Here is a 24,716-nt window from a genome sequence, read left to right as displayed (position 1 = left end):
CATGAACCTCGGCATCACACCCCTGACCGCTCCCGCGTTCCCCGCGGTACAGCCCCGGTTCCACGACCGCGAGTACCTGAACATCGTCTACCGCACCGACATCGACGCGCTGAAGGCCGTCGTCCCGGAGCCGCTGGAGATCGACGAGCCGCTCGTCCGGTTCGAGGTCATGAAGATGAACGACGTCACCGGCTACGGGCCCTACACCGAGGCCGGCCAGGCGATCCAGGTCGTCTTCGACGGCGAGCGCGGCGAGTACCTGCACGCGATGTACCTGGACAGCTTCGCCGCCACCGCATCCGGCCGCGAGGTCAGCGCCTACCCGAAGGTGATGGGCTCGCCGAAGCTGTACGCCGACAACGGCGCGCTGGTCGGCACTCTCGACTACGGCACGCTGCGGGTGGCCACCGCGACCATGGGCTACAAGCACTTCGAGCTCGACCGTCGCCAGGCCGAGGCGGAGATCACGGTTCCGACGTTCATGCTGAAGACCATCCCGGACTACGACGGTTCCTTGCGGGTTCAGGAACTCGTGCGCACGGAGATCACCGACGTGGTGGTCAAGCAGGCCTACACCGGCCCGGCGCGGCTCCAGCTGTTCCAGCACGTCCTCGCGCCGCTCGCCGACCTGCCCGTGCTGGAGGTCGTGTCCGCCAGCCACATCATCACCGACCTGACGCTCGCTCCTGCCAAGCCGGTGCACAACTACCTGGAGGCGTCATGACAACCGTCGCTGTCGTCGGAGCTGGTGTCATCGGCCTGTCGTGGTCCCGGTTGTTCGCCGAGCACGGCCTGACCGTCAAGGTCACCGACCCGCGCCCCGACCTCGCTGAGGTCGTTCCCGACGGAGTGCAGGTGGCCGCGAACGTCGCGGAAGCCGTGCGGGACGCCGACTTCGTGCAGGAGAACGGCCCGGAGAACCTGGAGTTCAAGAAGAACCTGTTCGCCGAGCTCGTCCGCGAAGCACCGGAGCACGCCCTGCTGCTCAGCTCGTCGTCCGCGATCCCGTCGACCGCGTTCACCAAGGGCATCGACGGCTCGCGAGTCCTCATCGGACACCCGTTCAGCCCGCCGCACGTCATCCCGCTGGTCGAGGTCGTGCCGGGCGAGCAGACGAGCGAGGAGTCCGTGGCGAAGGCCGTCGAGTTCTACCGCTCGCTCGGCCGCACGCCCGTCGTGGAACGCAAGGAGATCCCGGGCTTCGTCGGCAACCGCCTGCAGGCCGCGCTCTCCCGCGAAGCCGCCTACCTCGTCGAACAGGGTGTCGTGACGCCGAAGGACCTCGACGCCGTCGTGACCAACTCGCTCGGCGTCCGCTGGGCGACCGTCGGCCCGTTCCTCGGCGCCCACCTCGGTGGCGGCCCCGGCGGCTACCGGCACCTCGCCGAGCACATCGGCAAGTCCATGCAGGGCTTGGAGCTCGGCACCCCGTCCGACAACCCCGAAAAGCTCATCGAAGCAGTGGAAGACGCTTACGGCTCCTCCACGTACTCGGCACTGGCCGAGGCGCGCGACCGCAAGCAGCTCGCCGTTCTGACGGCATTGGAGGAGAACTGACATGCACCGCCTGGAAGACCAGCTCGTCGCCGACTTCTACAACTACGAGGCCCTGCTCAGCGACGAGGAGCGCAAGATCCTGCTGAGCGCCCGCGAGTTCATGACCACCGAGATCAAGCCGATGGTCAACGAGTACTGGGCGAAGGGCGAGTTCCCGCACGAGCTGATCGGCAAGTTCCGCGGCGCCGGCCTCACCGCGCTGTCGTACGAGGGCTACGGCGAACACCCGGCCGCCGTCAGCAACCTGCTCACCGGCATGCTGGCGATGGAGCTGACCCGCACGGACGCGTCGGTCGCCACGTTCTTCGGTGTCCACAACGGACTCGCGATGTACTCGATCTACGCGGGCGGCGACCAGGAGCAGCGCGACCGCTGGCTGCCCGCCATGGCCGCGATGGACAAGATCGGCGCGTTCGCGATGACCGAACCGCTCGGCGGCTCCGACGTGGCGGGCGGCATGCGCACCACCGCGCGCCGCGAGGGCGACACGTGGATCCTCAACGGCGCCAAGAAGTGGATCGGCAACGCCACCTTCGCCGACTACGTGATCGTGTGGGCCCGCGACGAGGAGGACAACAACGTCAAGGGCTTCGTCGTCGAAAAGGGCACGCCCGGCTTCGTCGCCGAGAAGATCGAGGGCAAGATCGCGTTCCGGATCGTCGAGAACGCCGAGATCACCCTGACCGACGTCCGCGTCCCCGAGGCGAACCGGTTGCAGCGCATCAACTCGTTCCGCGACGTCGCGGAGATCCTGCGTGCCACCCGCGGCGGCGTCGCCTGGCAGGCGCTCGGCGTGATGATCGGTGCCTACGAGCTCGCGCTGGCCTACGCGGGGGAGCGCAGGCAGTTCGGCCGCCCCATCGCCCGCTTCCAGCTGGTGCAGGACCTGCTGGTGAAGTCGCTGGGCAACATCACCGCCTCGTGGGGCATGCTCGTGCAGCTCGCCAGGCTGCAGGACGCGGGCATCTTCCAGGACGAGCACTCGTCGCTCGCCAAGGCGTTCGTCACCTCCCGGATGCGCGAGGTCGTCGCCTGGAGCCGGGAGATCCTGGGCGGCAACGGCATCGTGCTCGGCTACGACGTCGCGCGGTTCTTCGCCGACGCCGAGGCGATCTACTCGTTCGAGGGCACCCGCGAGATGAACACGCTCATCGTCGGCAAGGCGATCACCGGGCAGAGCGCGTTCGTGTGAGCTACCGCGGATAGGTGTGGATCTCGGTCGCTTTGAGAGAAACCCAGAGGGAGTCGCCGGGCTGCAACCGCAGCTCGGCGACTGTCGCCGTGGTGACGTCCGCGAGCACGGCGGGGGAGCCGTCGAGGTCCACGCGGGTGGTGTGGGCGTGCTGCTCGATCCCCGAAACCACGGCCTGCCAGGTGTTGCGCGGACTGCCGGCGGGTTTCGAGGGGAACAGGCTGACCGCGGACGGCGGGAACACCACGTGCACCGGCCCTTCCGCGGGTTCGGCGATGGTGAGGGTGCCGCCGTCGTCCAGCCGGACCTCGGTGCCATCAGCGACACCCCGGTAGAAGTTGAGGCCGACCAGGTGCGCCACGTAGTCGGTCTGCGGCTGCCGGACCACGTCACGCGGCGCGCCCTGCTGGACGACGCGACCGTTCTCCAGGATGACGAGGCGGTCGGCGAGCACCATCGCGTCCAACGGGTCGTGCGTGACGAGCAGCGTGTGGCCGGGGTAGTCGATGAGGTGCCTGCCGAGCTCCGACCGCACGCGCAGCCGGGTGCTCGCGTCCAGGGCGGCCAGCGGCTCGTCGAGGAGGAGCAGCTGAGGTGACGTGGCCAGCGCGCGGGCCAGGGCCACGCGCTGGGCCTGGCCGCCGGACAGCGTGCGCGGCTTGGCCCGTGCGAACTCGGTGAGCCCGACTTGGTGGAGCCACCGCAGCGCGATCGCGTTGGCCTCGGCCTTGCGGGTGCCGCGAGCACGCAGCCCGAACGCGACGTTGTCCAGCACGCTCATGTGCGCGAAGAGCAGGTAGTCCTGGAAAACCACGCCAACGGGCCGTTTCTCGGCGGGCAGACCGTCCCAAGTGGACCCGTTGACGCTGATGGCACCCCCGGCCTCCAGTCCCGCCAAGGCACGCAGTGCGGTGGTCTTCCCGGCGCCGTTGGGGCCGAGGAGCGCCACGACCTCGCCCGGCTCGACGGTGAGGTCGAGCGAGAGGCGGAAACCGGCGCGCTGGACGCGGAGTGCGGCGTGCAGGGTCATGTGCGGATCCACCTGTCCCGCAGCCCGGCCAGCACCGCCACCGACACGAGCAGCAACACGATGCTGAGCACGATCGCGGCGTCCGGGTCGGTCTCCAGCGCCAGGTACACGGCCAGCGGCATGGTCGTCGTCCTGCCGGGGAAGTTGCCAGCGAACGTGATCGTCGCGCCGAACTCGCCGAGCGCCCGCGCCCAGCACAGCACCGTTCCCGCGACGACTCCCGGCATGACGCTCGGCAGGGTCACCCGGCGGAACGTCAGCCAGCGGGACGCGCCGAGCGTGGCGGCAGCCTCCTCGTAGCGCGGATCAGCCGCCCGCAACGCGCCTTCGACCGAGATCACCAGGAACGGCATCGCCACGAACGCCTCCGCGAGCACGACACCGGCCGTGGTGAACGGCAACGAGATCCCGAACCACTGGTCGAGGTGCTGACCGACCACCCCGCGGCGTCCGAGCACCAGCAGCAACGCCACACCACCCACCACGGGCGGCAGCACCAGCGGAACCGTGACGAGCGCGCGGAGCAGCCCGCGTCCCGGCAGCTCGCTGCGCGCGAGCAGCCACGCGAGCGGCACACCGAGAACGAGGCAGACGACCGTGGCGAGCGACGCGCAGACCAACGACAGCCGCAGCGCCTGCACAACCTCCGTGCTGAAGAGCTGAGCGGGCAAGGAGGTCCACGGCGCCTCGACGAGCAGCCCCGCGAGCGGCACGAGCAGGAACGCGAGCCCGACGACCGCGGGCAGGACGAGGACGACCGGGAGCCTCGACCTCACGGCGCCGCGAAGCCCGCCTCGGTCAGCACCGCGCGACCCCGTTCCGACAGCACGAAGTCCACGAAGTCCTTGGCCGCGGCGGGTGCCTTGGCCAGCGGCGCGATGGGGTAGTCGTTGACGGCGCCGGCAGCCTCCGCGAAGTCCTCGCCCTCGACCTTCGCGCCCGCGGCCCTCACGTCCGTGCGGTAGACCAGCGCCGCGTCGACCTCACCCAGCGACACCTTGGTCAGCACGGCCTTCACGTCCTGCTCCAGCGTGTCCGGTGCGGCCGTGACGCCTGCCGCGGCGAACACCTTCTTCGCCGCCGCCCCGCACGGCACCTGCTCCGCGCACAACGCGATCTTCAGGTCCGGCTTGGCGAAGTCCGCGAGACCGGTGACCTTGCCCGGATTGCCCCGCGGCACCGCGATCTGCAGCGTGTTCTTCGCGAACGTCACCGGCGCCGCCGTGATCGCCCCGGTGTCGGTCACCTGCTTCATGTTCGCGGGCGCCGCGGACGCGAACACGTCGGCCGGCGCCCCCTGGTTGATCTGCTGCGCCAACGCCGAGCTGCCACCGAAGTTGAAGACGACCTTCGTGCCGGGATGCGCCGCCTCGAACTCCTGGCCCAGCTTCTGGAACGACTCCGTCAGCGACGCCGCCGCGAACACCGTGATCTCGCCGGTCGACGCGCTCGGCTGGGCGGTCGAGCAGCCCGCCAGCACCAGCACGAGCGCAAGCGCCCTCTTCACCTCAGGCCTCCGGGATCTCGACGACGACGTGCGTGGACTTGATGGACGCGACCGCGACGCTGCCCACCTCGAGGCCCAGCTCGTCCGCGGACTCGCGGCTCATCAGCGACGTGATGCGGAACGGCCCGGCCTGCATGTCGACCTGCGCCATGACCCCGTCCTTGATGACCCGCGTGACGATGCCCTTCATCCGGTTGCGCGCCGACGCCGCGACCGTCGTGCCCGGCTCGGCCACCTCGGTCATGTGCTGGGCGAACTCGGCGAGCTCCGTCCCGCTGACGCCCTTGCGCCCGTTGTCGAGCACCACGGACCGCAAACGCCCCTGGTCGATCCACCGGCGCAGGGTGTCGTCACTGACCCCGAGCAACGCGGCGGCTTCGCTGATCCGCAGATTCGGCACGAATTGGAGCTTATATCCGCGTCTGCGGAACTCTCAACCACGCCCGCCGTAGCTGTCGAGGGAACCCGACTTAACGGTGGCGTCTCACCTGGTGAACATCAGCGGCCATGCGTTCACGGACCGTTGCCGCCGTCCTCCTGCTGGTCACCGGATGCGCCGCCGAGCCGCACACCGGTCCCAGCGGTGAACCCTTCAAAATCGGCTACCTCAACAACTCCTCCGGCGCGTTCGCCGTGCCCGAGCTGCAGATCGGCGCCGAGGTCGCCGTCGCCCACCTCAACCGCGGGGGCGGGGTCCGCAACCGCCCGTTCGAGCTCGTCACCTGCCCCACCGACGGCACGCCGGAGCAGTCCGCGCGGTGCGCCGACAAGTTCGTCCGCGACGAGGTGCAGGTGGTGGTGCAGGGCGTGGACACCGGCGCCGACGCCGCCATGCCCACGCTCGACGAGGCCGCCATCCCGCTGGTCGGGCACGTGCAGTTCACGCCTGGCCTGATGACCCACAAGAACGCCTTCTTCTTCGGCGCAGCCGCGGTCGCGTACGGGACGGCGGCGCTCAAGTACTACGCCGACCAGGAGGTGAAGACGGTCGCGTGGCTGCTGCCGGAGTCGCCGGCCACCCGCGCCTTCACCGACACCGTGCTCGTCCCTGCCGCCAAGCGGTTCGGGCTCGGTTACCGGTCGGTCTACTACCCGGCGGACCACCCGGACTGGAGCGGCCTCGCGCAGACCGTGCGGACCGCCGAGGCGTCGGGCAGCATCGCCGCCACCGAGGAGCAGTGCACGCACATCGTGCGGGCGCTGCGGGACGCCGGTTACGCCGGGCGGATCCTCGCGGCGTCGTGCACAGGGCTGCCGAAGTCCGTCGGGAACCAGGCGATCGGCGTCGAGCTGTCCGCCGACTTCTGGCACCCCACGGACCCGCTGTCCGCGCCGCCGGCCAACCGGGCGGAGATCGAGGAATACCGCACGGCCATGAAGGAGGCCGGCCACGACGAACCCGTCGCGGGCGCGGTGGTCTCGTTCGCGGACGTGATGACGCTGGCCCGCGTTCTGTCCACTTCGGACGGTACGCCGGAGAAGGCGTTGCGGGCGGTGAAGAACCTCGACAGCTTCCTCGGCCCGCAGATCACCTGCGACCACGCCTGGTTCGGCAACTCGGCGTGCAGCACGGCGGTGCTGTTCTACCGGTTCCAGCCGAACGGGGCGCTCAAGGCCCAGATCCCGGACTTCATCGAGGTCTCAGCACTGGGGTAACCTGCTGATTTGAAGACTTCTTCAATTCGACAGGTCGTGATGGCGTGAACGAGTTCAGGGACAACCTCCTCGCCCGCATCGAGCAGGCGGAGGAGGCCGTGCGCCAGGCGGTGGAACGGCAGGACGCGTACGCCGCCGAGGTGCACGGTGCCGACCTCGCCAACCTCCGGCGCCTGGCCGCCGAGCACGGAGTGCGGTGACCCGTGTCGGTCCCGCTGTACCAGGCGAAGGCCGAGTTCTTCCGGATGCTCGGGCACCCGGTGCGCATCCGGGTGCTGGAGCTGCTCCAGGACGGGCCGAAGGCGGTGTGGGAGCTGCTCGCCGAGATCAGGGTGGAGCCGTCCAGCCTGTCCGCCCAGCTCGCCGTGCTGCGCAGGTCCGGGATCGTCACGGCGACCCGCGAGGGATCGACGGTGGTGTACGCCCTCGCGGGTGCCGACGTGGCGGAGCTGCTCGCCGCCGCGAGACGCATCCTGACCGAGTTGCTGGTGGGCCAGAACGAGTTGCTGGCCCAGCTGCGCGAGCAGCCGGCCTGAGCTTCCTCAGGCGTGCCCGGCGATGCGGTGCGGCTCGTACGCCGATTCCAGCAGCCGCACCTCGTCGTCGGTCAGCTCGAAGTCCAGTGCCGCCACCGCGTCGTCGAGGTGGTGGGGCTTCGTCACGCCGACGATCGGCGCGGTGACCACCGGGTTGCGCAGCAGCCACGCCAGCGCGACCTGAGCACGCGACACGCCACGGGCAGCGGCCACGGACGCCACCTGCTCGACGATCGCGCGGTCCGACTCGACGTACAAGGTGGACCCGAACTCGTCGGTCTCGGTGCGGGCCGTCGTGGCGTCCCAGTCACGGGTCAGGCGGCCGCGGGCCAGCGGGCTCCACGGGATCACGGCGATGCCCTGGTCCGCGCACAGCGGCAGCATCTCGCGCTCCTCTTCGCGGTAGAGGAGGTTGTAGTGGTTCTGCATCGACACGAACCGCGTCCAGCCGTTCTGCTTCTGCGTGAACAACGCCTTGGCGAACTGCCATGCGTACATGGACGAGGCACCGATGTAGCGGGCCTTGCCGGACTTCACCACGTCGTGCAGCGCTTCGAGCGTCTCCTCCAGCGGAACCGTCTTGTCGAAGCGGTGGATCTGGTACAGGTCGACGTAGTCGGTGCCGAGCCGCTGCAGGGACGCGTCGATCTCGGCGAAGATCGCCTTGCGCGACAATCCCGCGCCGTTCGGGCCGCGGCCCATGCGGCCGTGCACCTTGGTTGCGAGCACGATCTCGTCGCGCCGGGCGAAGTCCTTCAACGCACGCCCGGTGATCTCCTCCGACGAACCGGCCGAGTAGACGTTCGCGGTGTCGAAGAAGTTGATCCCGGCATCGATCGCGGCCTTGATGAACGGCCGGGACTCGTCCTCCGGCATCGACCACGGATGGGTCCCCAGCGACGGATCTCCGTAGCTCATCATGCCCAGGCAGATCTCGGACACGTCCATGCCGGCGAGCTTGGTGTAACGCACGGTCAGCCCCTCAGGAAAACGACGGTCACTCATCGGGTGATGGTGGCGACAACCCGTTCAACATCAACCTAGTCGCGCTCGCCGGATCGTGCCCCTTCTCAACACGACAGTGGCAATTCCGCCTCCACGCCTGAGCTGCGGGTTTAGCGTCATTCCTGCCTTTTGAGAGGAAGCGCATGACGAGCATCGACGTGGTGGCGCCGCCGCGGGACGTACTGGCGTGGAGCCGCGCCATGATCGACACGCCGCTCAAGGCCGCGTTCGCCACGCTGCCCGGCGAGACCCGCGAGGTCGTCGAGTACCACCGGTCCGACTGCTCGACCGCCGCACTCGCGCTGCTCGCCGCCGACGCCATCGGCGATGCCACCCGAGCGATCAACGTGGCGCTGGCGCTCGAACTCGCCCACCGGCACGAAGAGCTGCACGCCGACCTGATGACACGTGCGCTGAGCCGCGGCCACCAGCCGAGCGCGTGGGTGGAGTTCGGCGACGACAGGGTCGTCTCGACCGCGGACGCCCTGATCTCACTGGCTTTCGCGCACCTCGCCAAGCCCGAGGTGATGATCCTCAACGCCGCGTTGCTGTCCGTTGTGGACGGTTACGTCCAGGAAGTCGAGATGGACGAACGGGACGACGTCGACATAGCCGAGTACCTGGGCGTGGCGGCGGCGAAGAACTCGGCGCTGACGGCCTGCGCGTGCGAACTCGGCGCGCTCGCCGCGGGCGCGTCCCGCAGCCAGGCCGACCACCTCAGGCAGTTCGGCGACGACGTCGGTCTCGCCCGCAAGCACGTCGACGACGTGCAGGCCATCTGGGGCGGCGCACCCGTCAGCGGCCGCCCGCTCTACGACGACCTCGCGCACCGCCGCCGCACGTTGCCCGTGGTCGCCGCGATCAACGCGGGCGTTGACGTCTACGCGACCGACGCACAGCCCTCCGAGCTGGCCGCCCGCGTCGAGCAGGCGGGCGGCCGGAAGTGGTGCGAACAGCAGGCCGAACTGCTGCTCGCCCGCGCCCTGGGCCACCTTCGTCAGGCGCGGCCGAGGGCGCGAGCGGCGGAAGAGCTGGCCGAGCTCGCCAGGGCCGTCACGACCGCCAGGTGTGAACGGGCTCGAACCCCAGCACCCGCCGTGCCTTCTCAATCGACAGCAGCGTCTCGTGAGGACCGAACTCCCTCTTGAGCGGCACGCCCGGATAGACCTTCGCGACGAGCTCGTCGTTCGGTGTCGTCATGCACGTGTCGGCGTTGGCGATGATGAACACATCGAAGCCCGTCGCGTCGTGCGCGAGAGCCTTGCGCACGGCCTGACCACCGTCGCGTGCGTCGATGTAGGACCAGAGGTTCCACTTGCGCGCCAACGGATCCGCGTCGAACGGGAAGCGCTCGTAGTCGTGCGGCTCCATGACGTTCGAGAACCGCAAACCGATGATCTTCATCTCCGGTTCCCAGCGGCAGAACTGCTGGGCGAGCGTCTCGTCGACCAGCTTGCCCAGCGAGTACGACGTCTCCGGGCGTCCCGCGTACTCCTCGTCGATCGGGATGTACGGCGGGGGAGTGTCGAACGGCAGGCCCAGCACCGTCTCGCTGGACGCCCACACGACGTTGCGCACGCCCGCCAGCCGTGCCGCGGCGAACACGTTGTACGTGCTGGTCACGTTGTTGTGGAACGTCTTGGCGTTGGGCGCGACGCCAGGACCGGGGATCGCCGCGAGGTGCACCACGGCGTCCAGCCCGGCGTACCTGTCGTCGATGCCGCTGATCGCCTCCACGACCTGGCCGTAGTCGGTCAGGTCGACGCGGGTGAACTCGCAGCCCTGGTGCGCGGGCGGCGCGACCTGGTCGAGGTTGTGGACCTCCCACCCGTGCTCGATCAGGTCGGCCACGACGGCACGCCCGAGCTTGCCGCTGCCTCCGGTCACCGCGACACGTTGAGTCATGCGTCAATTATCGCCTCACGACGACAACCGCAGCACCAGCTTCCCTCCGGCGTGCCCGCTCGCGCTGAGCTCCTGCGCTTTCGCCGCGTCCTCCAGCGGGAGGCTCTGCGCGATCCGCACCTGGAGGCCGCCGTCGGCCGCGAGGCGCACGTGCTCGGCGAACTCCGCGCCGAACGGGCGGCCTTCCGCGGAGAACGGGACGCCGAACTCGGCGGCGCGGGGATCGGCGATCGTGACGATCCGGCCGGTGCCGCCGCGCAGCTCGATCGAGACCTCCAGGTCTCCCTGCCCGGCCGCGTCGAACACGGCGTCGACGCCCTGCGGGGCGGCGGCGCGGACGCGGTCGGCGAGCCCGTCACCGTAGGCGACCGGGATCGCCCCGAGGGAGCGCAGGTAGTCGTGGTTGCCCGGCGAGGCGGTGCCGATGACCGTGGCGCCGCGGGCCACCGCGAGCTGCACCGCGACGGCGCCGACCGCACCCGCGGCCCCGTGCAGCAGCAGCGTCTCGCCCGCCCCGAGCTCGAGAGCGTCGAGCACGCGGACCGAGGTCTCGACGGCCACGGGCAGCGCGGCGGCCACGTCCCAGTCGAGGTTCGCCGGCTTGAGCACGAAGTCGGTGGCCAGGGCGTACTCGGCGTACGTGCCGGTGAAGGTCTGGATCAGCACCTCGTCACCCGCGGAGACCCCGGTGACGCCCTCCCCCACCTCGTCGACTACACCGGCTGCCTCGACACCGGGAATCACCGGGAACACGGGTGCCAGCTGCGGCATCCACCCGTTGCGGATCTTGTAGTCGAGCGGGTTGACCCCGGCCGCCACGACTTTCACCCGCACCTGTCCGGGTCCGGCGTGCGGGTCCGGGACGTCCTCCAGGCGCAGGACTTCCGGGCCACCGAACTCGGCGTACGTGATCGCCTTCATCTTCTCGCTCCTCTGTTGGGATGTGGTTCTCATCCTGGAGAGCGAGAGATCAGGTCATGGCCATCACTTCAGCTAGTTCCCACTGGCCGAACGACTAGCCGCGTCCTGCCCCGCACGGACTACGTTGGGGTCATGGACCTGCTGACGGCCGTAGAGGTGATCCGGGCACCGCTGAGCGAGACCCTGCCGCGGCTGTCCGCCGCGTTCGCCGGGCCCGTGCCCCACCAGGCGCTCGCCGAACTCTCCGCCAACTGCTCGTTCGCGCCGTTCAAGGTCCGCGGCGTGTCGCCGGGCCCGCCCGGTTCGTCGGTGAGCATCGCGGATCTCGCCGCACTGCGGCCGCTCGTGCCCGCACGGGGAAGCTGGCAGGGCAGGGCGGTCATGGCCGGTGTCGAGGTGCCCGTGCTGGCGGTGTCCAGCGACGCGAGCGAGCCGGCGGCGTTGATGGTCCTCGTGCGCACGGAGGACACCCCGGTGCCCGAGGAGCACCTGAAAGCGGCCGAGGCGTTGTGGGACCTGGTCACCGCACACCGAGAGGGTCTGCGCAACGAGGCGGTGCCCGCCACGCTCGCCGTGTCGCGGGCGGCCGCGGCGGCCCGTGCCGTGGCGATCTCCGACCTCGGCGACGTCTACGGCACCGCGCTGACCGCCCTGCTGGGCGTGCTGCGCGACCGTTCCGCCGACGACTTCTCCGCCCGCACTCGCGCCATCGACCTCGCCGTCACCGCCCTGGTCGAACTGCGTTCGCGCGCCGAACTCGACCGGTCGCTCTCCGAGGAACGGGCGGGCGACGCCTTCGACCGGCTCGCCGAGTCCCTGCGCAGGGTCCTGCGCGGCCGGGGCGTGCGACTGGACCTGGGGACACCGGGCGCGGAGGAGGGGGCCGACCGCGTACTGCCGGCCGACGTCGCTTCCACCGCCCGTGCCGTGGTCCGCTCCACCGTGCACGCGATGCTCGACGACCAGCGCGGCGTCCACCGCGTCCACGTCGGCTGGAAGGTCACCGCGACGGTGCTCCGCGCGACCGTGCGCGACGACGGTCCCGGCACCCTGACCTGCGGCAACCTCGACACGCGCCGCATCGCCGAACGCCTGGGACCGCTCGGCGGCCGCGGGGAGATCGACGCCGTGCCCGGCTGGGGCACGATCGTGACGATCGAGATCCCGCTCGGGTCGCCGGAGAGCCCGCGCGAGGACCCGCTGACCGTGCTGGGCGCGCGGGAGCTGGAGGTGCTGGGGCAGCTGGCGCGCGGGCGGCGCAACCGCGACATCGCTGCCGACCTGCACATCAGCGAGTCCACCGTGAAGTTCCACGTGGCCAACATCCTGGACAAGCTCGGGGTCGGTTCCCGTGGTGAGGCGGCCGCGCTGGCTCACGAGTGGGGAGCGGCTCGCTGACCGTTCGGAAAATTCACGGCGATATTCCTCCCGGCTTGTCCACTTTCTCGGGTGGCCGCCCGGAATAGCCCGGGCGGCGCATTGATGAAGAGAAGCGGATCGGTACTGTGGGCGTGTGAGGCGCCGTCTTTTCCGAGCGCTCGTCGTCGTTTTGCTGATGATGTGCGCACTCGTTTTCACCGGCTGTTCGGGTGATTCTGCGCGTGTCGGTGGTTTTGTCTACCAGTTGCAGGGCTATCCGGACGGGCGGCTCGACGCGCTGGCCGCCGCGCCGTTCCGGACCGCGGTTGTCGACCTCGCCCGTGACGGCGGGTCGTCCTATTTCCGGGCCGACGAGATCGGGGCGCTGAAGGCGTCGGGAAAACGGGTGCTGGCGTACTTCGAGATCGGCTCGATCGAGGAGTTCCGGCCCGACTTCGCCGCGATCCGCACCGAGGCGCTGCTGCTCAACGAGTGGCAGAGCTGGCCGGGCGAGCACTTCGTCCGCTACTGGGAACCGCGCTGGTGGGAGCTGGCGGTGCGGCCTCGGCTCGACCGGGCTCTGGGTGCCGGCTTCGACGGGATCTACCTCGACACGCCGCTCGCGTACGAGGAGATCGATCTCGCGCTCGTGCCCGCGGCCGACCGTGCGGAACTGGCGCGCCGGATGGTCGACCTGATCGTGCGGATCAGCGGGTACGTGAAGCGGGCGAACCCGGCGTTCGCGGTTTATCCGCAGAATTCTCCGGAACTGCGCCAGTATTCGGGTTACGTAGGCGCGATCGACGGCATCGGGGTGGAAGAGCTTTTCTTCCGGGCGACCGACGAACCGTGCACCGCGGACTTCTGCGCCGAGAACCTGGCGGCGACGCGGAAGCTGAAGGAAGCCGGGAAGACCGTGTTGGCGGTCGACTACGCGACACGCGCGGAGAACGTCTCCGAAGCGTGCCGTCGTTATCGCGAAGAAGGATTCGAAGGATATGTCACGGTGCGCGCGCTCGACACCATCGCGGCGCCGTGCGACTGACCGCAGGGAGGAGCCGATCGTGACAGGCGAGGAATTCCGTCAGGTGGGCATCATCGGAATGGGGTACGTCGGGCTCACGCTCGCCGCGGCGATGGCGGGCCGCGGCTACGAGGTGCACGGCGTGGACACCCAGCCGGCGTTGCTGGAGACGCTCGGGGCCGGGCGGCCGCACATCTTCGAACCCGGCGTCGAGGACGTGTTCCAGCGCTGGGTCGGCGAACGCATCTTCCTGTCGCACGACCTGCCGGACTCCGGTGTGGACGCGGCGATCATCTGCGTGTCCACGCCGGTCGGGGAGACCGGCCGCGATCCGTACCTGCTGAACCTCGCCGCGGCGGCCGAGCACATCGCGAAGAAGTGCTCGCCGGACACGCTGGTGGTCGTGCGCAGCACGGTCCCGGTCGGCGCGACGCGGTCGGTGGTGTTGCCCCGGCTGGCCGACGCGTGGGGGTCGGCACGGCTGGTGATGGCACCCGAGCGCACGATCCAGGGGCAGGCGTTGCGGGAGCTGGTCGAGCTGCCACAGGTCGTCGGCGGTCTCGACGAGGAGAGCCTGCGGCTGGGGCTGCAGCTCTTCGGCGGGCTGTCCGCGCAGCTCGTGCCGGTGTCGACGCTGGAGACCGCCGAGCTGGTGAAGCTCGTCAACAACTGCCACACCGACGTCATCTACTCGTTCGGCAACGAGGTCGCGCGGCTCACCGAACGGCTCGGGCTCGACCCGCTCGAGGTGATCAGGGCGACCAACGCCGACTACCCGCGTCCCGACATCTGCAAGCCGGGCTACGTCGGCGGCGGCTGCCTGTCCAAGGACCCGTACCTGCTGTTGTCCGCCGCCGAGCAGGCCGGCTACGTGCCGCCGTTGATCAGGTCGGCCCGCGAGGTGAACGAGGACCTGCCCGTGCACGTCGCGGAACGGGTCGTCGAGCTGATGGGCGATCCGCAGGGCAAGCGGTTGCTCGTGCTCGGCTGGGCCTACAAGGGCTGGCCACCCACCGACGACATGCGCGGCACCCCGATCGCGTCGATGATGCCCGGCTTCGCGAAGGCCGGCGTGCGGGTGCTCGGGCACGACCCGCTCGTCGGCGGCGAGGTGATCAGGAACTTCGGCGGCGACCCGGTGGACCTCGCGACGGGGTTCGCGAGCGCGGACGCCGTGCTGGTGATCACCGACCACCCCGAGTACCGGCAGCTCGACGTCGACCGGCTGCTGCCGGGATCGGGGGTGCGGCTCGTCTACGACTCGTGGCGAGTGCTCGACGAGAGCCAGGTGACCGCGCACGGTGTCCACTACGCCGCCCTCGGGTACGAGCCGGCGGTGGCGCGATGAGGAACCTGCTGCTCGGCGGCGCCGGGTTCATCGGACTGCACCTCGCCAGGAGACTTCTCGCCGACGGCCACGAGGTGACGGTCGTCGACGACTTCTCCCGCGGCCGCCGCGATCCCGAGCTCGCCGCGCTGGACGTGCCGGTGATCTCCGCCGACCTCACCGACCCGGCATCGTTCGCCGCGCTGCCGCACGACTTCGACCACGTGTACCTCCTCGCCGCGGTGGTGGGCGTGCGCAACGTCGAACGCGATCCCGCGCGGGTCGTGCGGATCAACACGCTCGCCGTGCTGAACACGCTGGACTGGATCACGCCGCCCCAGAAGCTGTTCTTCGCTTCCACCAGCGAGACCTACGCGGGCGGCGTCGGGACCGGGCTCGTACCGGTGCCCACGCCGGAGACCGTGCCGCTCGTCGTGGAGGACGTCACCGCGCCCCGGTTCGCCTACGGCATCAGCAAGATGCTGGGGGAGGCGGCGGTGGTGCACGCCGGCCGGGCGAAGAGCGTCGGTGTCGTCATCGGGCGTTTCCACAACGTGTACGGGCCGCGGATGGGCGCTGACCACGTCATCCCGGAGCTGTGCCTGCGCGCGTTGCGCCGCGAGGACCCGTTCGTCGTCTACGGCACCGACCAGTTCCGGGCGTTCTGCCACGTCGACGACGCCGTCGAAGCGGTGGTGGGACTGATGCGCACCGACGAGGCGGTGAACCAGATCGTCCACATCGGAGACGACACCGCCGAGACGAACATCGGCGAGCTGGCCGAGCTGGTGCTCAAGATCTCCGGCCACGCGCCCGTCGTGCACCGCGCCGACGCTCCACCCGGATCGGTCGCCCGCCGCTGCCCCGACCTCACGCTGCTGCGGGGTCTGACCGGCTACCGCCCGAAGGTCTCCCTCGACGAGGGAGTGCGCCGGACGTTCGACTGGTACCGCGCCAACCAGGCCTGAGTCCGGCACGAGGAGCACGTCCGGGACGGTCCCGGACGTGCTTTTCGCGTTGCGGGACATCAGTTCTGCCACAGGGCGCGGACGGAGGCGGTCAGGTCGTGGTGAGGCGACCAGCCCAGGGCCCGGCGGGCGAGGGTGGTGTCCGCGGCGATCCACGTGACGGCGCCCGACCGCGATTGAACCGGAGCGGTCTCACGCACCTCACCCCGGAACCCCGCCACCTCGGCCAGCATCGCCACCACCTGACGCACCGCCACCGCCTGCCCGCTGCCGACGTTGAGCACCGGCTCACGCACCTCCGGCGCCAGGGCGGCGTCCGCGATCGCGGCCGCCACGTCGGTGACGTCCACGAAGTCGCGGTACGAGCCGAGCGGGCCGAGCGTGACGTCGCTGCCCTCCCGCACCGCCGCGCGCATCCTCTCCGCCGCCCGCCCGAGCACGGTGCCGGCGGGCAGGCCGGGGCCGATCGGGTTGAAGACCCGCAACGCCACCGCGTCGAGCCGTCCGGCCGCCACCGCGTCCCGCACCAGCAACGTGCTCGCGAGCTTGGTGATCCCGTAGGCGGACACGGGGTTCGTCGCCGCGTCCTCGGCCACCGCGTCGCCCTCGCGGACTTTCCCGTACTCGGCGGCCGACCCGAGCACGACGAGCCGGGCGCGGGGCACCGCCTGCGGGATCGCGTCGAGCAGTGCCGCTGTCGGCGTCACGTTGGCGGTGACCAGCTCGGCCGCCGGGCCGTCGAGCAGGCCCGTGCAGTTGACGACGACGTCGGGCTCGGCCGAGCGCAGCAGACCCAGCAGCTCGTCGGTGCTGCCGTGCACGAGGTCGTGCCGGACCCAGCCGTCCTCGCGCGGCGCCGTTCTGCCGACCCGGACCACCCGAGCGCCGCGCTCGCTCAGGGCAACGTCCGCCGCACGACCGAGATACCCGGACGCGCCGAACAGCAGCACCGTCACGACGTCACGTCCATCGCCCTGGTGCGAACGGTTTCCGGCAGCAGCGCCGGTCGCAGCCGTTCGAAGTTCCTGTTGGCCTCGTCGTAGTCGTCGGGGCGGCCGATGTCGAGCCAGTACCCGCCGAACTCGAACGCGGCCGGCTCCTCGCCGCGGGCCAGCAGGTCGAGCACCAGCTCGTCCAGTCCGAAGGGGACGTTGCGCGGATACGGGGTGAGCGTCTTGCGGGTCATCGCGTACACGCCCATGCTCACGCCGTAGGACAGCTCGGGCTTCTCGACGAAGCTGACGATGCGTCCCTCCTCAGTGGACAGAGTGCCGAAGTCGATCTTCACTTTTCGCTGGTAGGTGGCCACCGTCAGCGGAGCACCGCACTCGATGTGGTGGTCCAGCAGTGCCGTGTAGTCGAGGTCCGTGAGCACGTCGCCGTTCATCACCAGAAAGTGCTCCGGCAGGAGGTCGACGATGTTGAGCAACGGCCCGATGGTGGACAGCGGCGCCTTCTCTTCCGCGTAGTCCACCCGCATGTTCCACCGCGACCCGTCGCCGACGAACGCGCGGATCAGCGAGCCGAGGTGGCCGATCGCGAGGGTCACGCGGTCGAAGTTCCGCCTGGCGAGCTGTTGCAGGATGATGTCGAGGATCGCGTACTCCTCGCCGATCGGCACGAGCGGCTTCGGCAGTGCCGTGGTGTACGGCCGCAGCCGCACTCCTCTTCCTCCGGCGAGTATCACCGCATGCATGGGGGATCACTTCCTCATCGGTAGTGGCGGACCTGTCCGGCGCTCCCGCGGAGCGCCATGAGCAAGAAGATCGACAACGCGGCGCAGGTGAGCAGGAAGACCGGCACGGGATCGGCGCCCAGCGCGACCGCCGCCACGTTGCCCAGCAGCGCGGCCGCCACGATCAGCTGCGCCGTCGCCGCGCCGGACGTCCGCACGAGCACGAACCCCAGGAAGAACGCGCCGCCGAGCAGCACGTGCCCGTCGATCAGCAGGGCACCCGACGACGTGAGCTCGCCTGCCCAGCGCAGTGCCACGAGCAGCACCAGCGCGGCCGAACCGAGTGCCAGCAGGCACAAACCGAGTTCCCGCACCAGCCGGCGGCGGACGGCCGGTGCGAAGTCGTGCGGCAGCGCGCAGCGACGCAGTTCCTCCGATGCCACCTCGAAGAACCGGTTGGCGCGCCACTCGACCACGCCCATCCCGAGCACGAGCGGGGCGGCCGCGACCGCCAGGTCCAGCGCGCTGAGCGCGTACCGGGAATCCGTGTGCAGCAACAGGGTCGCGCACAACGCCGCGTACCCGCTGCTGGGCACCGCGGCACCCAGCAGCGTGCGGGCCCGTGGCAGCCGCACACCACCGGCATCGCGCGTGCCGCGTCCCGCCCGCCACGCACCGACGACCGCGAGCAGCACCGTCGTGCCGCCGAGCACCAGCACCGCCGCCGTTGCACCGGAGACCAGGTGGATCACTCCTCCGGCACCGGCGGGCAGCACGGCGACGGCGAGCAGCTTCTCCCGGCGGTGGAACAGGAGCACGCCGATCGCGAACTGCAGACCGGACAACGCCAGCACGAACAACGCCGACCGCCAGCCCAGCGCGACGGTCGCCGTCGTGGTCGCGACAGCGGTTCCGGCGGCACCGAGCCACCGCAACGACCGGGTCGCGGTGGCCGCGGCTCCGCCACCGAGCAGCCGGTGCGCCACGGCACTCGCGCCCGATCCCCACACCCAGCTCACGACGGTGGCGACGACCATCGCGCGCACCGCGGCCGGACCGCCCAGCACGGCGGCCACGGCGGGAAAGGCGGTCGTGGGCAACAGGTACAGCGGTCCGCGCACGGCGTGCAGCCACGTTCCAGTCGGGGCGTCGTCCTGCACGGCAACGCTGCCACGCGGCAGCCGTTCGAACACCTCCTGCCCGAGCGCGAACACGTCGGTGCGCCCGTAGCGGTCCACCGCGACCTGGTCGGTGATGCCCTGGCTCTCCAGCAGTGCGGCCACCTGCAGCTCGTCCACCGGGTCCGGCAGCAGTCCGGCCACGCGGTCCACCAGCTCGTCGATGATCATCGCGTGATCCCCGTGAGCTCGGCGTACCTCGCGCGGTAGCTGTCGTTCCAGCGCTGGACGGTGAAGCGCTCGACCACCCGCTGCCGCGCGAGCCCGCCCAGCCGGCGGCGCAGGACGTTGTCGGTGAGCAGCCGCACGCACGCCCGCGCGACCGCCTCGTGATCCCGTGGCGGCACGACGAGTCCCGCGTCGGCCACCGCCTCGCTGACCCCGCCGACGTCGGTGCACACCGGTGGCCTGCCGGTGGACATCGCCTCGACAACCGTGAAGGGAAAGCCCTCCGACACGCTGGTCAGCGCGACCACGTGACCCGCGTGGTAGGCGTCGACCTGGCTCGGCACCAGCCCCTCGAACACCGCGCTGCCCGCCAGCCCGAGCTGCTCGACGAGCCGCACGCAGCTCGCGTGGTAGTCCTTGTTGGCCTCTGGCACCGGACCGAAGACGCGCAGCCGCGCCTCCGGCAGCGCGCGGCGGACCTCGCCGAACGCCCTGATCAACGTGTGCAGGTCCTTGAGCGGGTCGATCCGGCCCACGAACACGATCGTCGGCACGTCCGGTTCTCCCGGGGCCGGCGGGAACTCGGCCGGGTCGATGCCGTTGTACATCGTCCACATGCGACTGTCGTCCGCGCCGCTGTGCCGCTGCCAGCGCCGGTTGTAGTCGGAGTGCGGCGTGAGCATGTCGCAGGCGCGGTAGGCGGCACCGGCGAGCGCTCGCTGGAAGCTCAGCAGCACGACCTTGGCGGGCAGCGCCAGCGTTTCCCCGATCGCACCGAGGTATCGCTCGCGCAGGTACACGCCGTGCTCGGACATCAGCAACGGCGTTCCGTACGCCCACTTGGCCGCCATGCCCACCAACGCGCTCAGCCCGTTCATCGCCAGGTGACACACGTCGACGCGGATCGGCGGGTACACCAACGGCCGCAACGAGTGTTCGAGCAGGTCGGTCGCGATCACGGCGTCCCGCAACGAGATCGGGCCTTCGCCGCAGTCCTGCACGGCGCGCACCAGCCGTGCCACCGAGTCGTTCGACACCAGCGCCGCGCCGACGTCCGACGTCTGCGCCAGCTCGAAGATCCGGCGCAACGCCCGTGCGAACTTCTCGGGGCTGTCGTCGGTGTGCGGGATGAACGACCTCAGAAAGGCCTCGTGCACTTCGTCGAACCCGGCGGGCCTGCGTCGCGCGCGCCGGGGGCGTCTACCCCACAGCGGCATGGTCACCACCTCGGTGAGGTTGGCGGGGGAGGGCCACCACGGGCGTTCGGTGCCGTCCACGGTCAGCGCGACGGCGGTGAAGGCGTGCTGGGGCATGCCCCTGATCAGCTGGTCGCACCACAGGCTCACCCCGCCGGGGTGGAACGGGTAACACCCCTCGGACACGAGAGCGACGCGCAACGGTTCCGTCATGGGCGTGGACTCGCCATCAGCACCGCGGTCCGGTTCGCCGCCAAGCCGATCTTCGCCACCGACGTGGCCCCGTACGTGTCGCTCTCGTCCTCGCCGCTCTGGTCGGCCTCGGTCGCCTCGCGTTGCCGGACTCCGGTGAGGAAGAGACTTCCCGCGGCGCTCGGCACGTAGGTGATCGCGCCGGTGCTGCGGTCCCACACCGCGTCACGTCCCGATCCCAGTGCGGCGAAGTGCGCGGTCCTCGCCTCCACGTACCGGGCGAGGGTCAGCCAGTCGGGACCCAGCAGCGGAACCCGGTACAGGGCCGCGTACTTCGCCACGGTGGCGTTGATCCAGTCGAACGCGAGCGACCGTCCCGGCGCGTACTCCCGCAGGTTGCCCTGGTGCAGCGTGTGGGCGTACACCGAGCCGCTCATCAGGTGGCGCACCGCCACCTCGGCCTCCGCGTCGACCGCCTGCTCGTAGGTCAGGTCGTGGTCGCGGTGGTCGGGCGCCTTGCCGTCGCGGCCGTACTGGCGGTTGTAGAGGGCGATCTGCTCGTCCGGTGTCGTGGCCTCGAAGTCGATGGCCGTCGGCCAGTCCGGCACGACGAGGAGCTCCGGCCGCAACGGGTGGTAGATCCCGCAGTTGCCGCACTTGGGCCGATGACCGGCGAAGGACATGTTGCCCTGCACGTACTTCACGCCGGAGTCGTGCGCCGCGTCGAGCATCGCCCGGTTCGACCCGGTCAGGCCGAAGTCGGTCGGTGCGTCGAGCGAGTTCGGATCCGGTGTGTACACGCCCAGTCCCGAGTACTCGGGCGTCTTGAGGACGCTCGCGGGAACGGGCAGCCCGGCCTCGGCGGCGATCGCGAGGTTCTGCGTGATCTCGGTTTTGTTCACCTCGTAGGAGGTGTCGTTCATCTGCGGATGGGTCGCGGTGTGGTTGACCCAGCGGAACTCCCGCACCAGCTCGCGGGAACAGCTGCTGAGCGAGTCCGGTGTGGTGCGGTCGTCGCAGGACGCCGGTGCGTCCGTCTTCAGCCTGCTTCCGTTGAACGGCAACGTGAGCGTGAACTCCCCGGCGACCGGGTGGCGCTGGCGGAGATCACGTTGTTGTGTGCTCGCCGCCTTCGCGTCGGTGCCGCTCAGCCGGAACATGTCGGTCCTGCCGTCGGGATGTTTGCGCGCGGTGGAGTTGAACCAGTCGTCGACGTCGACGGTGAACCAGTGCCGTTGTTCCCCGAGCAGGACACCGCGCGCCGCCCACCGCACGAGTGACGGACCGAGCAGGGCCGCGGTCGTGTCGTCCGGCCCGATCGAGAACGTCACCGCGAGCCGTTCCCTGCCGTCCGGTGCCCTGCTCCGCACGCCGACGACTGCGTCCCCGGCCAGCAGCACCGGTTCGGCGTCGCACCCGGCCGCGAGCCGGGTCCGGTGGACATACGCCCGGACGAGCGGGATCCGGGCGTCCGGCCTGAGGTGGTCGAAGACGGCGCTGCCCGCCGGGGACAGCGCCATCTCGACCGGGGTGTCGCCGACGGGGCCTTCGTCACCCACCCGCAGGCAGAGGTCCTCGGGGGACGTGCTCGGGTGGGTGTTCAGCGACACCTGCCGGACGCCGTACGTGCGCTCGTAGTCCCACAGGACCTCCCACTGTCCCGGGTTCAGCGCACTCGCGTACGTCCCGTCCGGCGCGGCTTTGAGCAGCGCGCTGCTCGTGAGCAGCACGCCGTTGTACCGGCCGGTGCCGTCCGGCCGGACCAGCCGGTCGGGCGTCAGCGGTTCGGCGCTCGCGTTCAGCACGTCGTAGGGCGTGCCGATGGTGTCCAGCACCGATTTCCACGTGTCCAGGCCGAAGTCGCCCTTGCCGGTCGTGATCACCAGCTGCCGCAACGCCACCAGGTCGCCGCGGCGGCCGGAGCCCGCCGGTGCCTGGGCCGCGCGGACGGGCACGAACCGCTTGGCGGGCAGGGGATACGGCACGGGGCTCGCGGGCTCGGGCGCACCGCCCGCCCGGTCGGTGCCGGGCGGGCTGAGCACCGTGATGGTCGTGATGGCGAGCGCGATGGCCGCCAGCAGCGGACCGATCACCTTCGAGGTCATGGTCTGGGCACCGCCGTGGCGACGATCGTGCGGCCTGCCGTGATCGGCAGCTGGGTGATGACGTCGGCTCCGTAGCGGTCCGTGGTCCCGGACGGATGCGTGACGCCGGTCAGGAACAGCGACCCGGTCGTGGTGCTGGTCCTGGTGACGGTGTTGGTGGAGCGGTCCCACACGGCGTCGGCGCCGCCGCGGATCTCGGCGAAGTGGCTCGTTCGGGCGTCGACGTACCGTGCCAGCGACGGCCAGTCGGGGTTGCGCAGCGGCACCGCGAACCTGGCGCTGTAGCGGTCCACGACGGCCCGCAGCCAGTCGAAGGTCAGGCTGCGGCCGGAGGAGAACTGGCGCAGGTTGCCCTGGTGCAGCGTGTGGCTGTAGGCCGACCCGGTCATCACGTGCTGCAGCGCCACCTCGGACTCGTAGCTCAGCAGCTCGGGGTAGCTCAGGTCGTGGTCGTGGTAGGGAAATCGGCCGTTGGGGCCGTAGAGGCTGTTGTACAGCAACGTTTCCTCGGCCGGTGTCGTCACCTGGTAGCCGATGTTGGTCGGCCAGTCGGGCACGACGAGCAGCTCGGGGCGCAGCGGGTGCCGGATGCCGCAGTTGAAGCAGGAGGGGCGGTGGCTGGCGAACGACATGTTGCCGTGCAGGTAGCGGACACCGACGTCCGCGGCGGCGGTGAGCATCGCCTGGTTGGATGCCCGCAGGCCGAAGTCGACCGGCGGTTCGGTGTCCGGTGCGTCCGGGTCCGGGTTGTAGACGCCGAGCCCGGAGTAGGCGGGGGTCTTGAGGACGTCGGCCGGGACGGTGAGCCCGGCCTGCCTGCCGATGGTGAGGTTGTCCGCGATCTCCCGGCGGCTCGTGGCGTAGTCGGTGAAGTTCAGCTCGGGATGCGTCACGGTGTGGTTGACCCACCGGAAGTTGCTCGCGAGGCACTTCGAGTAGCTGGTGAGCGCGTCCGGCGTGCCCGTGACCGAGCAGCGGGACGGCGCGTTCGGCGTGAGGTCCCCGCCGTTGTAGGGCAGGTTCAGGGTGAAGCCGGCGGCTGCCGGGTAGCCGGAGCGCACCGCGTTCTGCTGGGCGTTGGTTCCGGCGGCATCGGTGCCGCTCAGCCGGAAGCCGGGATCGGTCTCCAGGTGGCCGTCCGGGTAGAGGTGGTCGGTGCTGTTGAACCAGTCGTCGACGTCGACGTTGATCCAGTGCCGCAGCTCGCCGGTGAACACGCCGCGCGTGGCCCAGCGGACGAGCCCGTAGCCGAGCATGTCGGTTTGCGGCAGGAACTCGTTGGAGGAGAACGTCAACGCGGCGCGCTCACGTCCGTCCGTCGAGGTGCTGACGACGCCGAGCACGTGGTCGTCCACCGTCAGCGTCGGCTGTGCCGCGCAACCGGGTGCGAGGGTCGAGCGGTACACATAGGAGAACGTGATGGGTACGACCGCGTCGGGGGCGAGCCGGTCGAACACACCGGACCCGGTGAGCGTGGCGTTCAGCCCGCTCGCGCCGACGCCGCCCTCGATCCCGGGACGCAGGCAGTAGTCCTCGGGGAAGGTCCCCCAGGAGGTGTAGAGCGACACCTGGCGAACCCGGTGGGTGCGCTCGTAGTCCCACAGCGCCTGCCACTCGGCGGGGTCGAACGCGCTCACGTAGCCGCCGGACCCGTCGGGCTGGAGCAGCGCGTTGTCGGTGAGCAGGACGGCGTTGTAGCGGCCGGTGCCGTCCGGTCGCACCAGGCGTGCGGCGGTCAGCTGCTCCGTTCGTGCGGTGAGCACGTCGTACGGGCTGCCGATCCGGTCGAGCACGGCCTTCCAGGTGGGCAGGCCGAAGTCCGCTGAGTCGAGCGCGATCACCAGCACGCGCAGGGCCACCTCGTCGGTGGCGGCGGTGAGCGATGTTCGCGGCTTGATCGGACCGTTCACCACCCGCAGCTTCGGTGGTGCCGGTGGTGTCGGCCGGGCGACGTCACCTCTGATCAGCCCGTGTCTGTGTCCGGGTCTGGCTGCGTCCTCCGCGGCTCCTGCGGCGGGTAGGACGCCGGAGAACGCCACCGCGGTCAGCGTGGCGAGGACGGACGCGATCCACTTCGTACGTGCGGCCATGGCGGTTTCCCAGGGTTTCAGGGCGCGCGGCACCGTCCGCGCTCCAGCAGCGGTTTGTGTGGTGGATTGAATGCGGTCAACCGGGATTGCGCGGGTGACCTCCCCCTGTCGGCGCGAAGCAAAAG

At 70.3% G+C, this 24,716-nt stretch carries 24 protein-coding genes; 11 read left to right on the top strand and 13 right to left on the bottom strand.

The features are described 5' to 3' along the window. Nucleotide 1 precedes the first annotated feature (1 nt). From IEZ09_RS18525 to IEZ09_RS18515, 3 genes are read left to right on the top strand one after another with little or no spacing between them, the layout of a single operon-like run. Complete coding sequence (locus IEZ09_RS18525; protein ID WP_189254966.1) at nucleotides 2-724, top strand: acetoacetate decarboxylase; 723 nt, start codon at nucleotides 2-4, stop codon at nucleotides 722-724. Continuing rightward, nucleotides 721-1,557, top strand: coding sequence for a 3-hydroxyacyl-CoA dehydrogenase NAD-binding domain-containing protein (locus IEZ09_RS18520; RefSeq protein ID WP_189254965.1), 837 nt, complete (start codon nucleotides 721-723; stop codon nucleotides 1,555-1,557). The genes IEZ09_RS18525 and IEZ09_RS18520 overlap by 4 nt, the downstream gene beginning before the upstream one ends. Before the next feature lies 1 nt (nucleotide 1,558). After that, the gene (locus IEZ09_RS18515) at nucleotides 1,559-2,749 is read left to right on the top strand and encodes an acyl-CoA dehydrogenase family protein (RefSeq protein WP_189254964.1); all 1,191 of its coding nucleotides are present in this window, start codon (nucleotides 1,559-1,561) and stop codon (nucleotides 2,747-2,749) included. Nucleotide 2,750: 1 nt separating this feature from the next. On the opposite strand, the gene IEZ09_RS18510 is transcribed toward IEZ09_RS18515, so the two are convergent. The 4 genes from IEZ09_RS18510 to IEZ09_RS18495 are packed head-to-tail and all read right to left on the bottom strand — an operon-like array spanning nucleotide 2,751 to nucleotide 5,686. Beyond that, a complete protein-coding gene (locus IEZ09_RS18510) occupies nucleotides 2,751-3,779 on the bottom strand; it encodes an ABC transporter ATP-binding protein (RefSeq protein ID WP_189254963.1) in 1,029 nt (342 codons plus the stop codon). After that, complete coding sequence (gene modB, locus IEZ09_RS18505; RefSeq protein ID WP_189254962.1) at nucleotides 3,776-4,555, bottom strand: molybdate ABC transporter permease subunit; 780 nt, start codon at nucleotides 4,553-4,555, stop codon at nucleotides 3,776-3,778. The genes IEZ09_RS18510 and modB overlap by 4 nt, the downstream gene beginning before the upstream one ends. Further along, nucleotides 4,552-5,286 carry a molybdate ABC transporter substrate-binding protein gene (modA, locus tag IEZ09_RS18500; protein WP_189254961.1) on the bottom strand — a complete coding sequence of 245 codons (735 nt, stop codon included), beginning with the start codon at nucleotides 5,284-5,286 and terminating at the stop codon, nucleotides 4,552-4,554. The genes modB and modA overlap by 4 nt, the downstream gene beginning before the upstream one ends. A 1-nt stretch (nucleotide 5,287) precedes the next feature. After that, on the bottom strand, nucleotides 5,288-5,686 hold the full coding sequence (locus tag IEZ09_RS18495; RefSeq protein WP_189254960.1) for a TOBE domain-containing protein: 399 nt from the start codon (nucleotides 5,684-5,686) through the stop codon (nucleotides 5,288-5,290). A gap of 107 nt (nucleotides 5,687-5,793) precedes the next feature. Between IEZ09_RS18495 and IEZ09_RS18490 the strand changes: the two genes are divergently transcribed. Genes IEZ09_RS18490 through IEZ09_RS18480 form a run of 3 tightly spaced genes read left to right on the top strand, consistent with a single transcriptional unit; the run spans nucleotide 5,794 to nucleotide 7,478 of the window. Then, the gene (locus IEZ09_RS18490) at nucleotides 5,794-6,942 is read left to right on the top strand and encodes an ABC transporter substrate-binding protein (RefSeq protein WP_189254959.1); all 1,149 of its coding nucleotides are present in this window, start codon (nucleotides 5,794-5,796) and stop codon (nucleotides 6,940-6,942) included. 44 nt (nucleotides 6,943-6,986) lie between these two features. Next, nucleotides 6,987-7,142, top strand: a complete 156-nt coding sequence (locus tag IEZ09_RS18485) for a hypothetical protein (protein ID WP_189254958.1) — start codon at nucleotides 6,987-6,989, stop codon at nucleotides 7,140-7,142. 3 nt (nucleotides 7,143-7,145) lie between these two features. Then, nucleotides 7,146-7,478 carry an ArsR/SmtB family transcription factor gene (locus tag IEZ09_RS18480; protein WP_189254957.1) on the top strand — a complete coding sequence of 111 codons (333 nt, stop codon included), beginning with the start codon at nucleotides 7,146-7,148 and terminating at the stop codon, nucleotides 7,476-7,478. Nucleotides 7,479-7,484: 6 nt separating this feature from the next. Here the strand turns inward: IEZ09_RS18480 and IEZ09_RS18475 are convergent, their stop codons facing one another. Further along, nucleotides 7,485-8,450 carry an aldo/keto reductase gene (locus IEZ09_RS18475; RefSeq protein WP_308202410.1) on the bottom strand — a complete coding sequence of 322 codons (966 nt, stop codon included), beginning with the start codon at nucleotides 8,448-8,450 and terminating at the stop codon, nucleotides 7,485-7,487. A gap of 176 nt (nucleotides 8,451-8,626) precedes the next feature. Here IEZ09_RS18475 and IEZ09_RS18470 point away from each other — a divergent pair, with 176 nt between their 5' ends. Next, entirely contained in the window at nucleotides 8,627-9,631 is a 1,005-nt protein-coding gene (locus tag IEZ09_RS18470; protein ID WP_189254956.1) for a polyprenyl synthetase family protein, read from the top strand. On the opposite strand, the gene IEZ09_RS18465 is transcribed toward IEZ09_RS18470, so the two are convergent. Next, on the bottom strand, nucleotides 9,537-10,388 hold the full coding sequence (locus IEZ09_RS18465; protein ID WP_189254955.1) for an NAD-dependent epimerase/dehydratase family protein: 852 nt from the start codon (nucleotides 10,386-10,388) through the stop codon (nucleotides 9,537-9,539). The two genes, IEZ09_RS18470 and IEZ09_RS18465, sit on opposite strands and share 95 nt — an antisense overlap. A 15-nt stretch (nucleotides 10,389-10,403) precedes the next feature. Continuing rightward, nucleotides 10,404-11,309: an NADP-dependent oxidoreductase gene (locus IEZ09_RS18460; protein ID WP_189254954.1), complete on the bottom strand. Its 906-nt coding sequence runs from the start codon at nucleotides 11,307-11,309 to the stop codon at nucleotides 10,404-10,406. Nucleotides 11,310-11,441: 132 nt separating this feature from the next. On the opposite strand from IEZ09_RS18460, the gene IEZ09_RS47725 reads away from it, so the two are divergent. The 4 genes from IEZ09_RS47725 (at nucleotide 11,442) to IEZ09_RS18440 (ending at nucleotide 15,987) form a co-directional block, all read left to right on the top strand. After that, nucleotides 11,442-12,707 (top strand): helix-turn-helix transcriptional regulator, encoded by a 1,266-nt coding sequence (locus tag IEZ09_RS47725; RefSeq protein ID WP_189254953.1) that lies wholly within the window; start codon nucleotides 11,442-11,444, stop codon nucleotides 12,705-12,707. Nucleotides 12,708-12,822: 115 nt separating this feature from the next. Continuing rightward, nucleotides 12,823-13,713 carry a glycoside hydrolase family 191 protein gene (locus tag IEZ09_RS18450; protein WP_229812686.1) on the top strand — a complete coding sequence of 297 codons (891 nt, stop codon included), beginning with the start codon at nucleotides 12,823-12,825 and terminating at the stop codon, nucleotides 13,711-13,713. A 19-nt stretch (nucleotides 13,714-13,732) separates the two neighbouring features. Then, a complete protein-coding gene (locus IEZ09_RS18445) occupies nucleotides 13,733-15,040 on the top strand; it encodes a nucleotide sugar dehydrogenase (RefSeq protein ID WP_229812685.1) in 1,308 nt (435 codons plus the stop codon). Then, nucleotides 15,037-15,987 carry an NAD-dependent epimerase/dehydratase family protein gene (locus IEZ09_RS18440; protein ID WP_189254951.1) on the top strand — a complete coding sequence of 317 codons (951 nt, stop codon included), beginning with the start codon at nucleotides 15,037-15,039 and terminating at the stop codon, nucleotides 15,985-15,987. The genes IEZ09_RS18445 and IEZ09_RS18440 overlap by 4 nt, the downstream gene beginning before the upstream one ends. A gap of 59 nt (nucleotides 15,988-16,046) precedes the next feature. On the opposite strand, the gene IEZ09_RS18435 is transcribed toward IEZ09_RS18440, so the two are convergent. The 6 genes from IEZ09_RS18435 to IEZ09_RS18410 are packed head-to-tail and all read right to left on the bottom strand — an operon-like array spanning nucleotide 16,047 to nucleotide 24,591. Then, complete coding sequence (locus tag IEZ09_RS18435) at nucleotides 16,047-16,943, bottom strand: NAD-dependent epimerase/dehydratase family protein (RefSeq protein ID WP_229812684.1); 897 nt, start codon at nucleotides 16,941-16,943, stop codon at nucleotides 16,047-16,049. Then, the gene (locus IEZ09_RS18430) at nucleotides 16,940-17,683 is read right to left on the bottom strand and encodes a nucleotidyltransferase family protein (RefSeq protein WP_189254950.1); all 744 of its coding nucleotides are present in this window, start codon (nucleotides 17,681-17,683) and stop codon (nucleotides 16,940-16,942) included. The genes IEZ09_RS18435 and IEZ09_RS18430 overlap by 4 nt, the downstream gene beginning before the upstream one ends. Before the next feature lie 14 nt (nucleotides 17,684-17,697). Continuing rightward, entirely contained in the window at nucleotides 17,698-19,011 is a 1,314-nt protein-coding gene (locus IEZ09_RS18425) for a hypothetical protein (RefSeq protein WP_189254949.1), read from the bottom strand. Further along, nucleotides 19,008-20,417 (bottom strand): GT4 family glycosyltransferase PelF, encoded by a 1,410-nt coding sequence (gene pelF, locus IEZ09_RS18420; protein WP_189254948.1) that lies wholly within the window; start codon nucleotides 20,415-20,417, stop codon nucleotides 19,008-19,010. The genes IEZ09_RS18425 and pelF overlap by 4 nt, the downstream gene beginning before the upstream one ends. Then, nucleotides 20,414-22,501, bottom strand: coding sequence for an Agd3-related carbohydrate-binding protein (locus IEZ09_RS18415; protein WP_189254947.1), 2,088 nt, complete (start codon nucleotides 22,499-22,501; stop codon nucleotides 20,414-20,416). The genes pelF and IEZ09_RS18415 overlap by 4 nt, the downstream gene beginning before the upstream one ends. Then, nucleotides 22,498-24,591 (bottom strand): Agd3-related carbohydrate-binding protein, encoded by a 2,094-nt coding sequence (locus tag IEZ09_RS18410; RefSeq protein ID WP_189254946.1) that lies wholly within the window; start codon nucleotides 24,589-24,591, stop codon nucleotides 22,498-22,500. The genes IEZ09_RS18415 and IEZ09_RS18410 overlap by 4 nt, the downstream gene beginning before the upstream one ends. Between the last annotated feature and the right edge of the window lie 125 nt (nucleotides 24,592-24,716).

The sequence above is a fragment of the Lentzea flava genome (assembly GCF_014648475.1).
GTDB classification, from domain to species: Bacteria; Actinomycetota; Actinomycetes; order Mycobacteriales; family Pseudonocardiaceae; genus Lentzea; species Lentzea flava.
Note: the sequence above shows the minus strand (reverse complement) of the source record. Positions and strands in the feature narration are given on the sequence as shown.